This window comes from Bacillus sp. ABR (assembly GCF_056172715.1).
In genome coordinates this window covers 32382-44095 of record NZ_JAOYSL010000003.1, presented here as the reverse complement: position 1 = coordinate 44095, position 11714 = coordinate 32382, and the positions used below count along the sequence as shown (strand labels likewise).

Annotated in this window: 12 protein-coding genes; 3 read left to right on the top strand and 9 right to left on the bottom strand. The window is 42.3% G+C overall.

Translation table 11 applies throughout. The annotated features are described in order from the left end of the window. Nucleotides 1–80 precede the first annotated feature (80 nt). On the bottom strand, nt 81–500 hold the full coding sequence (locus OIT90_RS10300; protein WP_059377412.1) for a MarR family winged helix-turn-helix transcriptional regulator: 420 nt from the start codon (nt 498–500) through the stop codon (nt 81–83). A gap of 171 nt (nt 501–671) precedes the next feature. On the opposite strand from OIT90_RS10300, the gene OIT90_RS10295 reads away from it, so the two are divergent. Continuing rightward, a complete protein-coding gene (locus OIT90_RS10295; protein WP_474892519.1) occupies nt 672–2192 on the top strand; it encodes an MDR family MFS transporter in 1521 nt (506 codons plus the stop codon). Between the two features lie 38 nt (nt 2193–2230). Here OIT90_RS10295 and OIT90_RS10290 read toward each other — a convergent pair whose 3' ends face one another. The 5 genes from OIT90_RS10290 to OIT90_RS10270 all read right to left on the bottom strand — a co-directional run bounded on the left by OIT90_RS10290 (nt 2231) and on the right by OIT90_RS10270 (nt 6826). Continuing rightward, the gene (locus OIT90_RS10290; protein WP_047203423.1) at nt 2231–3100 is read right to left on the bottom strand and encodes a class II fructose-bisphosphate aldolase; all 870 of its coding nucleotides are present in this window, start codon (nt 3098–3100) and stop codon (nt 2231–2233) included. Nucleotides 3101–3102: 2 nt separating this feature from the next. After that, nucleotides 3103–3561 (bottom strand): PTS sugar transporter subunit IIA, encoded by a 459-nt coding sequence (locus tag OIT90_RS10285; protein ID WP_039179076.1) that lies wholly within the window; start codon nt 3559–3561, stop codon nt 3103–3105. 15 nt (nt 3562–3576) lie between these two features. Then, nucleotides 3577–4992: a PTS fructose transporter subunit IIC gene (locus OIT90_RS10280; RefSeq protein WP_039179080.1), complete on the bottom strand. Its 1416-nt coding sequence runs from the start codon at nt 4990–4992 to the stop codon at nt 3577–3579. A gap of 12 nt (nt 4993–5004) precedes the next feature. Further along, entirely contained in the window at nt 5005–5919 is a 915-nt protein-coding gene (pfkB, locus tag OIT90_RS10275; protein ID WP_058838630.1) for a 1-phosphofructokinase, read from the bottom strand. 130 nt (nt 5920–6049) lie between these two features. After that, a complete protein-coding gene (locus tag OIT90_RS10270; RefSeq protein WP_024425669.1) occupies nt 6050–6826 on the bottom strand; it encodes a MurR/RpiR family transcriptional regulator in 777 nt (258 codons plus the stop codon). A gap of 159 nt (nt 6827–6985) precedes the next feature. Between OIT90_RS10270 and OIT90_RS10265 the strand changes: the two genes are divergently transcribed. Then, a complete protein-coding gene (locus OIT90_RS10265) occupies nt 6986–8392 on the top strand; it encodes a phospholipase D-like domain-containing protein (protein ID WP_474892518.1) in 1407 nt (468 codons plus the stop codon). Nucleotides 8393–8399: 7 nt separating this feature from the next. Here OIT90_RS10265 and OIT90_RS10260 read toward each other — a convergent pair whose 3' ends face one another. From OIT90_RS10260 to OIT90_RS10250, 3 genes are read right to left on the bottom strand one after another with little or no spacing between them, the layout of a single operon-like run. Next, the gene (locus OIT90_RS10260; protein ID WP_144491282.1) at nt 8400–8885 is read right to left on the bottom strand and encodes a DMT family transporter; all 486 of its coding nucleotides are present in this window, start codon (nt 8883–8885) and stop codon (nt 8400–8402) included. Between the two features lie 21 nt (nt 8886–8906). Continuing rightward, nucleotides 8907–9587, bottom strand: a complete 681-nt coding sequence (locus tag OIT90_RS10255) for a Crp/Fnr family transcriptional regulator (RefSeq protein ID WP_107164275.1) — start codon at nt 9585–9587, stop codon at nt 8907–8909. Between the two features lie 13 nt (nt 9588–9600). Further along, the gene (locus tag OIT90_RS10250; RefSeq protein ID WP_039183136.1) at nt 9601–10026 is read right to left on the bottom strand and encodes a DMT family transporter; all 426 of its coding nucleotides are present in this window, start codon (nt 10024–10026) and stop codon (nt 9601–9603) included. A 212-nt stretch (nt 10027–10238) separates the two neighbouring features. Between OIT90_RS10250 and OIT90_RS10245 the strand changes: the two genes are divergently transcribed. Beyond that, nucleotides 10239–11666 carry an aldehyde dehydrogenase family protein gene (locus OIT90_RS10245; protein WP_474892517.1) on the top strand — a complete coding sequence of 476 codons (1428 nt, stop codon included), beginning with the start codon at nt 10239–10241 and terminating at the stop codon, nt 11664–11666. The last annotated feature ends 48 nt before the right edge of the window (nt 11667–11714 follow it).

Genomic DNA, 11714 nt, shown 5'->3' with positions numbered 1-11714 from the left:
GGAAGATGTCACTAATCGAGGCAATCCCTACATGAATTAGGAATGCACTTAGAAAAAGCACACCCGCATCAGTGTACTTTTTACGATTTAGACTTAAGCAATTGAAGTTCTTGCTCCATGATATCTGCTGCTTCAGTTATAAATTGAATAATTAAATCTAATTCTTCTGGTTTGTATTCATTTGTGAGTTCCTTCGTTGATGTTGATAAGGATCGAAAGAGTTCTTTCACCTGTGATTTCCCTGCCGTTAATGGAACGATGATCACTCTTCGTTTGTCTTTTGGGTCCTTTGCTCTTTTGGCGTAGCCCGCTTTTTCAAGCCGGTCAATGAGTGCTGTGACTGCACCGGAGCTAAGGCCTGTTTTTTCACTTAATTCCCCTGCTGTAAGGGGGCCGAGTTCATTTAATAAATCAGCTGATTTGAGATCTGTTGGAAAAAGGCCGAGTGATTGGGCGGCCGCTTGGTGGAATAAAACGGTTCGTGTGGCGAGGCGCCTCATTGTATGGATGATCTGGGTTGCTCTGTCTTCAGCCTCGTTCTTTATTGACAACTTGTTCTCCTCCCTTTAAAATCAATTTATCTTGATCATCAAGATAAATGTTCTCTTACTTTAATATTTAAGTTGATCATAGCAAAAATAAGGAGAGAACGTAAGCAGGAGGTAAATGAAATGAATCATGTGGATAAAGGCAAGGCATCCACTCGCTTTGTTGTCATCGGTTTGCTGTTAGGTATTTTTATGGCAGCGATGGACAATACCATTGTTGCAACAGCGATGGGAAGTATCGTAGCAGATTTGGGCAGTTTTGATAAATTTGCTTGGGTGACGGCTTCTTATATGGTGGCAGTAATGGCGGGAATGCCTATTTACGGAAAGCTTTCTGATATGTATGGTCGAAAGCGTTTTTTTCTGTTTGGACTTATTTTCTTTTTAATTGGATCAGCGCTGTGCGGTATCGCACAAACGATGGATCAGCTCATTATTTACCGAGCCATTCAAGGGCTTGGAGGCGGTGCCCTTCTTCCAATCGCATTTACAATTATCTTTGACATCTTCCCGCCTGAAAAGCGCGGAAAAATGTCTGGTATGTTTGGAGCTGTCTTTGGTTTATCAAGTGTACTCGGACCGCTCTTAGGTGCTATTATTACGGATTCGATCGGCTGGCATTGGGTTTTCTATATTAATGTGCCGATTGGTATTGTCAGTGTCTTCTTGATCGCCAGATATTATCAGGAATCGCTTGAACATCGTAAGCAGAAAATCGACTGGTCAGGTGCTATTACACTTGTCGTTGCGGTTGTCAGCTTAATGTTCGCGCTTGAGCTTGGCGGTAAATCTTATGCTTGGGATTCGGTGCAAATCCTCACACTTTTTGCTGTGTTTCTTGTGTTCGGTACGATCTTCTTTATTGTTGAGCGTAAAGCTGAGGAACCGATTATCTCATTTTGGATGTTTAAAAATCGATTATTTGCGACATCTCAAATTTTGGCGTTTTTATATGGCGGGACATTCATTATTCTTGCTGTGTTTATTCCTATTTTCGTGCAGGCGGTGTACGGTGAATCTGCGACAAGTGCAGGGTTTATTTTAACACCGATGATGATTGGATCAGTCATTGGCAGTATGATTGGCGGAACGATGCAGACGAAAGTGCCTTTCAGACGTCTTATGGCCATCTCTGTCATTTCATTTTTCGCTGGGATGCTGCTGCTTGCCAATATGTCACCAGATACAGCAAGACTGTGGCTCACACTCTTTATGATGATATCAGGATTTGGGGTCGGGTTCAGCTTCTCCCTTCTGCCGTCAGCTTCAATGAATGATCTTGAGCCGCGCTATCGAGGCAGTGCAAACTCGACCAATTCATTTATGAGATCACTTGGGATGACGCTCGGTGTCACGATTTTCGGGACGATTCAAACCAATGTGCTGACAAATCGTTTAGCTGATGCCTTTAGTGGAATGAAAGGATCCCCTTCCCAAATAGGCGATCCACAGGCTATTTTCCAAGAAGGTGCCCGCTCACAAATTCCGACTGATATTTTAAATAAAGTCATCGATGCAATGTCACAAAGTATTACGTATGTATTTTTGCTTGCTTTATTCCCGATTGCACTTGCGGCGATTACAGTCGTATTTATGGGAAATGCACGAGTACGTACATCAAATGAAATGAAAGAAAACGAATAATGTGAAAAAGCAGAGCAATTGCAGCTCTGCTTTTTTTCTTATTGATATAGCGGATGGGCTTTGCCCTCACTGCCAACGATTCGGATTTTCGATTGGACCATGTCTTTTGCTGCTTGTTTTGCTTTTTGTAAATACATACGCGGATCTAAGCTTTCAGGTTCATTTGAGAAATGATCACGTATGGCCTCGGAGTATGCATTTTTCAATTCAGTTGAGACATTCACCTTTGCCATACCAAGTGCAACGCATCGCTTCACATCCTCATCCGGTACAGCAGAACCACCGTGGAGAACAAGTGGTACATCGACCAGGTCCGCAATTTGTTCAATGCGGGCAAAGTCAATATCCGGCACCCCTTTATAAATGCCATGGGCAGTACCAATCGCAGGCGCTAAAGTGGGCACCCCAGTTTCTTCTACAAATTGACGGCATTCTGATGGAACGGCTTTTTCAGCATCCTTTTCATCAACAACGATATCATCTTCGACACCGCCTACCTTGCCTAATTCTGCTTCGACATTTACACCCACTTTTAAGGCAAGATCCACGACTTCTTTTGTGCGACGAACATTTTCTTCATATGAATGCATAGATGCATCGATCATAACGGATGTATATCCCGCTCTGATACAGGTGAGAATCACATCAAAGTCTGTGCAATGATCGAGGTGAAGACCGATTGGGATTTGATATTGATCAGCCGCCGCCTTCACTGTATCTGCAATCGCTTTTGCTCCAAGAGATTGAACCGTTCCAACCGTTGTTTGCAATATCACAGGTGACTTTAATTCTGCAGCAGTTTCGAGTACCCAATAGATACTGTCAAAGGAGTGTACATTGAATGCCACAATTCCGTATTTTTCTTTTTTCGCAGCCTCAAGCATTGGTGTTGTTGAAAGTAAAGGCATGATCAAACATCCTCTCTCGTTAAAATATCCGTTTCTAATACAGCCAGCATGTCTTCATTTGTTCTTGTTTCCAGCAGTTTTTGACGTTTCGTTTCATCCATTAAGCCTCGTGAAAGGGCAGAAAGAGCCTTTAAATGAGTCGTCCCTGCTTCACTTTTAGGGATCAGTAAGGATAAGAAGAAAAAGCAAGGCTTCCCATCAAAAGCGTCCCATTCAATGCCTGTTTCCGTGCGGACGATCACAAGTGCTGGTTTTGTGATGGCTTCTGTTTGTGTATGCGGAATAGCAAATCCATCTTGAAATCCAGTTGTACTCAATGCTTCTCTTTCCGCTAAGCCTTTTTTGACTTCCTCTGGTGAGGTGCAAATACCTGCTTTGTAAGCAATGTCAGCAATGGCTGCGAACACGCCAGCCTGTGAAGAAGCTGTTTCGTGAAGATTCATATAGATATGTTCCATTATTTCTCTTCCTCCCTCTTAAACTGCGGGTTTGTCTATTTTTTTACGGTAAAGTCCGTATAGAATCGCACCTACAATTGATCCGATTAGTATGGAAAGCACCCATTGGAATGCACCTGTGACAACTGGAAGGACAAGGAATCCACCATGCGGAGCTGGAACCTGTACGCCAAACAAATATGTCAATATAGCAGAGATGGCGGAACCAAACATGATAATTGGCAGGACAACGACTGGGTTTTTTGCCGCAAATGGGATGGCTCCTTCTGTAATATGTGTCGCCCCCAGAATATAGTTGATTGCCCCAGCATTTCGTTCTTGTGGCGTGAAATGTTTTCGGAAAATGGTTGTAGCAATCGCAATGATAAGTGGTGGTGTGATACATGCTGCAGACACACCTGCCATAAAGTAAAGGTTGCCTTGTGCAAGTAAAGCCGTTCCTGTAACATAGGCTGCTTTGTTAAATGGTCCGCCCATATCAAATCCACACATTGCTCCCACAATTAAGCCTAAAAGCAGCGGATTTGTGGATTGTACAGATGAGAGAAAATCCATTAAGGAATTATTTAACCCTGTGATGGGAACCAATAGCGGGGTCATGACAGCCCCAATTAAGAAAATACCGATGACAGGATAGATGAAGATCGATTTTAATCCATCAAGTGATGCTGGTAATTTTTGAAGCAAGAATTGAAGCAATAAAATGATATATCCTGCTGCAAAACCTGCGATAATACCGCCTAAGAATCCAGCACCTCCATCATTTGCAAGGAGCCCTCCTATAAAACCGACGACCATCCCTGGGCGTCTTGCAATTGAATCAGCGATAAATGCTGCTAAAATTGGTACCATTAAGCTAAAGCCAAGTCCGCCAATGCTTTTCAAATAGGCAGCAAACGGATGATACGTTTCGTGCTGAGGATCAGCAGAGTAGATTCCGAATAGGAAGGAAATAGCTATTAAGACCCCGCCTCCAACGACAAATGGCAGCATGTGCGATACACCGTTCATTAAGTGCTTATAAATAGTGTGTATCCATTTATTTGCCGACTTTTGTTGAGAGGATGAAGGAGCAGATGGTTTCTCTGTTCCAGAAGCTCTTCCTTTCACTTGATGAACGGGAGCATCTCCATTGATAATGCTCTGAATCAGCTCAGTCGGCGTGCGAATGCCTTTGGCTACAGGCACTTCAATCAGTGGCTTGCCGTGAAAACGGTCTGTATGCACATCTTTGTCGGCTGCCACAATGACTCCATCTGCTTCCATAATGTCTTGATCAGTTAAAGCGTTTTCAATTCCTACTTGACCATGCGTTTCGACTTTGATGTCGACCCCTAGCTGCTCAGCAGCGATTTTTAATGCTTCAGCTGCCATGAATGTGTGTGCAATGCCTGTTGGACAGCCGGTTGCAGCGACAATTTTTTTACGGCTCATGTGTATTCCCCCTTATATTTTCTGTATGTGTACTTGCTCAATCAATGAATCAATGTCATGTAAATCACTTAAGCCTTTCGAAAATGCGGTAGAGGCTCCTGTTGCAATGCCGTATCGTAAGCATTCTTCAGGTGAATGTCCTTCAAGCTGTTTACTAAGAAAAGCTGCAAGCATCGCATCTCCTGAACAAGCTGTATTTACTACAATGCCTGTCGGTGCGTTTCCTTTTAAGACGGCGTTTTTCGTAATGAACAAAGCCCCTTCTCCCCCGCGGGAAATAAGCACTTGCTCTGCACCCATCTCAATAAGCTTTTCTCCTGATTGAATGAGTTCTTTTTCTGACAGAGGATGTGTTTTGCCGAAAAAAGCAGCAATTTCTTCTTCATTTGGTTTTAATAAATACGGCTTGTATTGAAGCGTCTCAAGAACCGCTGCAGAGCTTGTGTCTAAAATGAACTTGACCTTCTGTTGATGGCAAATAGCTGCTACTTCTGAAAAAATGCTGGCAGGAACGCCCTTTGGCAAACTGCCTGACATGATAAGGATGCCCCCCTGCGGGATAGCTGCAATTTTCTCACGAAAGGCGTGAAGCGCTCTTTCTTCAATCGCAGGGCCCTGGTTCACGAGCTTGTATTCTTCTGTCGTATTGATAAAAACATTAATGCGTGTAATTCCCTCAACCGAGATAAAATCGGTCTGAATAGAGAGATCCTTTAAGGATTGTTCAATATAAGAGCCTGAAAACCCAGCGATAAACCCTAATGCAGTGCTGGTGAAGCCATATTTCTTTAGCATAATCGACACGTTCACGCCTTTTCCATTCGGCTGATAATCTTCATCTTCCGTACGGTTGACTGCATTTGCCCGCATTTCTTTTAATGCAATATATAGGTCAATAGCAGGATTTAAGGTGCAGGTATAAATCAATTGGTTTCACCTTCTTTCTTTTCTCTAAAGAAAGTATCTCATACGATTCAGTGAAAATGTTTTCAGAATGTGTAAAGGTTTTCATGAGAAAAAGCCTTCCAGATCAAAGTCTCGAAGGCTTTCTTATTGGTTATTTCATTCGGATCACATAGGCATCGAGTAAAATGCGGGCAATGACATGGAGAGACAGGCGGGATCTGACTTCATAATCTGGAAAGAAAGATTGTTCCCCTTTATATCCGACTAGTGTCATATCTGATATTTTGCTTAATGTAGAATCTATTCTTGTCGTGACCGTAATGGTTGTGACTTGCTTCATGCTGAGGTTTTGACACGCTTCAACAAGCTCAGCTGTTTCGCCATTTAATGAAACAAAGATGGCAAGCTCACTTTTTTCAATGTCTCGCGATTTCAGCCGAATGATATTTGGATCGTCGTGTACTTCACATGTTTTCCCGATGAGCTGTAATTTGATGGTCATCTCTTTGGCGATCATTTCTGAGAAGCCTCTGCCGAAAATATAAATTTTGTCTGCATTATGTATTTTTTGAACGGCATCTTCAATTTGTCCAATACTTTGCAGCTGGATCGTCTTTAAAACCTCTTCTTCATTTTTCCGAATCGCTAGTTTGATGTCTTCATCAATATTTTTCAGCTGGTCGCTTGCATCTGTCATTTTCTTTTCTTGTTTCAATCGATATTTAAAGGATGTATAGCCATTATAACCAATTTTTTTCATCAGTCTGACAATTGTGGCTGTCGATACATTGGCTCTTTCGCTTAAAGTGACAATGGATAAGGTGGAGATATCCTCTAAATGCTGGTGAATATAATTGAGTAAATAACGCTCTGTTTCACTTAACGTTTGATATACATCGCTTGGGATGTTAAATAATGATTCGTTCAATTCGATTCCCCCTTACTCATTTCATACTATAATTAAATGCCCAATAAAAACAAGATGATTCTTTTGTCATGTATTTAGGTGAAAGGCGAAAATGAGTGAAATTTTATTTTTGACATAAACTAAGGAAAAGTTGTGTCTATGTGAAAGGAGCTGATCCGTATGCTTCATCTTTTGTTTTATCTGATCCTTCTCTATGTCGTTTATGTCTTTTTGACCGCATTTGTTTTGTTTTATTTACCGATTCAAAAAACATGCAAAGAACATTGTATCTATAAAGCCTCTTCCATCTCAGGAGACGATCAGGGCACAAATCAAGTGATGCTTCTTGACGATGGATTTGAGTCTGGCCAGGCCAGAATTCAAATGATTCGTGAGGCAAAGAGGATGATCCGTCTTAGTTATTATTCCATTCAAAAGGGAAAAACAGCCGAATGGGTACTAGGTGCTTTAATTGAAGCTGCTGATCGAGGGGTAAAGGTTCAGCTGCTTTTAGACGGCATCTGCCACAGTTTGCGTGGACCGCTGAAGCATTTACGGTATGCCGTGGCAAATCACCCGAACATGGCCATTCGTTTTTATGAGCCCTTTCGGTTATTTAAGCCATGGACTTGGCATAACCGCCTTCATGATAAGCTGCTGCTGGCAGATGGCCGAGTGGTTGTGATGGGCGGAAGGAATATCGGTGATAAATACTTTGCAGATCAGCCGCCGAAAGACTTCGCATTTGACCGCGATGTGCTGCTTTATAACGGCAAAAAAGGAAAAGTATTAGATGAAATGGAGCAATATTTCGTTTATTTATGGAATCATAACTTTACGAAAAAAACAAAAGCCGTGTTCTCCAAGCAAAAAGCAAAAAATGGCTTAAAACTAAGAAAGAAACTGCTTAGGTCCTATCAGGAGGCAGTGCGTACGAAAGAACCTTTTGTGATGTCGTCCTTTAATTGGGCAGCAGATACCACCTCAGTAAAACAGATTGCATTCTTTACAAATCCAGTGGAGCGCTTCAATAAGCGTCCTCTTGTACTGAAAAAATTAAACGATCTTGCTCACCGGGCAAAGCGATCTGTGCTCATACAGACACCTTATATTATCCCGACACGACCCATGAAGGAAGGCCTCACTCCATTAGCTAGCGAGATTCAAACAACAGTTGTCACGAATTCTCTGACAGCCACGCCAAATCCTTTAGCTTTTGCAGGCTACTTAAGCACGAAAAAGGAACTGATGAAAACAGGCGTTCATTTGTACGAATATGAAGGTCCGTATTCCATTCATGCGAAATCGATGGTCATTGATGATTATTTAAGTATTATTGGAACATATAATTTAGATGCGAGGTCTAGTTTTTTAAATACAGAGTCGATTTTGGTCATTGATAGCGCCCCGTTTGCGCTATCACTTACTCAGGCAATCGAACGTAAAATCGCCTATAGTATTCTCGTCGCGAAGGACAAAGCAGCCTATAAAGCGGACGGCTATGGGCAGAAAAAAAAGCCTTTGATGAAAAGGCTCCTTTTAAATGGTTTATCCGCGATAACCGTTTTATGGCGGCGATTGATCTAAAGGGCAGCTACTCTTGTGGCAGCCCTTTTTCTTCTGATTGCTCTTCTTCTGCTGGTTCCAATTTGGTCAATTTAAACACCAAGATTCCTGCAATAATCACAATGACACCTAATAGTTTTGCGGGCGAAAATTCCACTTTCTCTAACCCAAGCCAGCCAAGCGAATCGAACAAAAGCGCGCAGCCAAGCTGTGAAATCAGGACAATTGAGATTCCATAAGTCGGACCAAGACGTTTGATTGCTTGAACGAGGCAGATGACCACCCCTACTCCAATGGCTCCGCTAATCCAGTACCACGCTTCCATATGTCTTAATTGAAACATGCCGGTTCCTTCTAGCAAAAGACCCATCAAAAGTGAAGCAATAAAGCCCATACCTAGAACGAGAGTGGTTGTTGACCAAGAGCCTGTCTGCTCATTGACCTTACTGTTAAAAATGGTTTGTAAGCTGACGAGTGCGCCAGCCGCGATGGCTAATCCTATTCCTATGATCATGTCTGAATCCCTTCATTTCTTCTATTCATAAATGTTGTGCTCTGCTATTTCTAAGAGCCCTTTCCGGTCAAGAATCGTAATCTCGCCTCTTTGCCTCTCTATCAGCCCTTTTTCACAGAATTGCTGAATCACCCGGTTAATATGCCTGTAGCTTGTACCAATTAAGCTCGCCGCATCGGTAAGACGAAGTGCGCTCGCACTGTTATCACCTGTTAACACAGACAATAAGTAGCTTGCGAGCCTGACCTCTACAGGATATAAAAGGTGGAAGCTCAAATCGTTTGATTTCGTATAAAATTTGTTTGTAATCCCTTTTAATAAAAAGGTTAATATGCGGGGGTCATCCTTTGCATATCGCATGAGTGCTTGATGAGAAATCCTTAGCATATGTACTTCTGTGACAGCCTCCACTGTATTGACCATATCTGTCTGCTGAACGTATTCAATATCTCCAATCGCTTCAAGAGGATGTTTAAAACAAAGAATAAAGGTCTTCCCTTCCTTTGTGGTGGTGAAAATCTTTAATTTCCCTTTTACTAACAAGTACAAGTGCTCTCTCTGATCTCCCTTTGAACAAATCAGCTCACCTTGCTCATAGCGCCATAAGCTGACATGTGATATGAGTTTCTGATGAAAGACGTTTTCTAATTGATGTGCCTTGAGATAAGAGGAAAATAGACATTCATCATGAAGCTCTTCCATCTGACGCCCTCCTTTATAGCTTTAAAATGATTACACCCGCGATCATCAATAGAATTCCTGCATAATGCGGCCATTTCATTTTCTTCTTCTGTACACCAAACCATCCTTTTGCATCGATTGCAAAGGTAAATGCCAGCTGTGCAATGAGTAAAGCAGCGATCGTCAGTGTGACACCGATCATTTGAATCGCAGTGACTTCATTAAAAATAATAATGGCTGCAAATGCGCCGCCTACTAAATAAAGCGGCTGCACCTTTCGATATTCTCGAACGTGTCCGTCACGTACGATCAGTAAAATGATAAGTGCGATAACAAAACCGGTCAGCTGCGTGATGGTTGCCGCCTGCCATGTCCCGATATCCTGGCTGATTCTTGCGTTTGCTACGCCTTGCAGTGTAATACAAGCGCCTCCTAATAAAGCGAAAATAACACCTTTCATTCGTTCAAATGCTCCTTCTTTTTTCAGTCTAGTTCCATTAAATGATAGATGCCCTGATGTTGAAAAGGACATATGTCCCACTTTGCGTATTATATCAGAAACTTTTTCTTTTACAGTTTCATCGTTTTAGATTTTTCACAGTGGGTACAGTTTTATATCACCTGAAAACAGAATATTGAATGGAATCACATATAAAAAGGAGACATGTCAGAATGAGAAATCAAGAGAAACATTTTATTAACGGAGAATGGATCGCATCAACAGGAAACGAAACGACGGAAGTCATCAATCCTGCTACAGAGGAAGTCATTGGCACCATTAGTTTAGGTACAAAAGAAGATTTAGATAAGGCAGTCCAAGCTGCTCGTGCCGCCTTCCCTTCTTTCTCAAAAACATCTCGAAATGAACGCGTGAAGATGCTTGAAAACATTGTGCGCGGCTACGAAAAACGTAAGGATGAACTGATAGAAGTCATGACACAAGAGCTCGGTGCACCGCTGAAAGTATCAGAAGAGGTTCATTGCAAAATGGGACATGAACATTTTTCTAAAGCAGCGGAAGCACTTAAATCTTATACATTTACTGAGGACCGCGGCGGGCATACCATTATAAAAGAAGCGATTGGTGTCAGCGGATTGATTACACCTTGGAATTTCCCAACGAATCAAACATCACTTAAAATCGCAGGTGCCATTGCAGCAGGTTCACCAGTTGTCTTAAAGCCTGCGGAAATTACACCTTTTGCCGCAATGATTCTTGCAGACATCATTGATGAAGCAGGCGTACCAAAAGGAGTCTTTAACCTAGTAAACGGAACTGGTGACGTCATTGGTGACGGCATTAGCTCACATCCTGATATTGACTTTGTTTCATTTACTGGATCAGGTGCTGTCGGCTCTAAAATAATGGAGAACGCTGCAGACAATATTAAGAAAGTGGCTCTTGAGCTCGGCGGGAAATCCCCTCTTATCGTCTTAGATGATGCAGATGTGGATGAGGCAGCCGAAACAGCCGTTCATCATATTGCGATGAATACAGGTCAAGTATGTTCCGCAGCTACACGTGTGCTGATTCCTGAATCAATGAAAGACGCATTTGAAAAAGCGCTGCTGAATGCCCTGCCGAAGTTTACAGTTGGTGATCCGCGAGAAGATCACGCCACTGGCCCGCTTGTCTCCAAAAAGCAGTGGGATACCGTGCAGTCTTATATTGAAAAAGGAATTGAAGAAGGTGCCAATCTGCTTGCTGGGGGAACTGGGAAGCCGGACGGACTAGACAAAGGGTATTTCGCCAAGCATACTATTTTCACAAATGTGAAAAATGATATGACCATTGCACAAGAGGAAATATTCGGACCCGTCATGAGTGTGATCACATATCAAGACCTGGATCATGCCCTTGAGATTGCCAATGATACAGTGTACGGTCTTGCTGGTTATGTGGTTGGAAAAGATGAAAAAACATTAAAATATGTAGCTGAACATATTCGTGCTGGTCAAATTACCATTAACAATGCCGAAACAGATTACTTTGCCCCGTTTGGCGGCTTTAAGCAATCTGGTATTGGAAGAGAATGGGGAGACTTCGGAATCGAGGAATATTTAGAAGTGAAAGCTGTGATGGGACTTCCAACAGCATAATTTGAGAAAGGAGAAAAACCTTAGGGTTTTTCTCTTTTTTCATGATAG

What these genes read in the sequence shown, in the direction of transcription:
- OIT90_RS10245 (WP_474892517.1), top strand. Translation starts at nt 10,239, where the DNA reads ATGAGAAATCAAGAGAAACATTTTATTAACGGAGAATGGATCGCATCA.
- OIT90_RS10260 (WP_144491282.1), bottom strand. Translation starts at nt 8,885, where the DNA reads ATGATCATAGGAATAGGATTAGCCATCGCGGCTGGCGCACTCGTCAGC.
- OIT90_RS10280 (WP_039179080.1), bottom strand. Translation starts at nt 4,992, where the DNA reads ATGAGCCGTAAAAAAATTGTCGCTGCAACCGGCTGTCCAACAGGCATT.
- OIT90_RS10255 (WP_107164275.1), bottom strand. Translation starts at nt 9,587, where the DNA reads ATGGAAGAGCTTCATGATGAATGTCTATTTTCCTCTTATCTCAAGGCA.
- OIT90_RS10250 (WP_039183136.1), bottom strand. Translation starts at nt 10,026, where the DNA reads ATGAAAGGTGTTATTTTCGCTTTATTAGGAGGCGCTTGTATTACACTG.
- OIT90_RS10300 (WP_059377412.1), bottom strand. Translation starts at nt 500, where the DNA reads ATGAGGCGCCTCGCCACACGAACCGTTTTATTCCACCAAGCGGCCGCC.
- OIT90_RS10290 (WP_047203423.1), bottom strand. Translation starts at nt 3,100, where the DNA reads ATGCCTTTACTTTCAACAACACCAATGCTTGAGGCTGCGAAAAAAGAA.
- OIT90_RS10265 (WP_474892518.1), top strand. Translation starts at nt 6,986, where the DNA reads ATGCTTCATCTTTTGTTTTATCTGATCCTTCTCTATGTCGTTTATGTC.
- OIT90_RS10295 (WP_474892519.1), top strand. Translation starts at nt 672, where the DNA reads ATGAATCATGTGGATAAAGGCAAGGCATCCACTCGCTTTGTTGTCATC.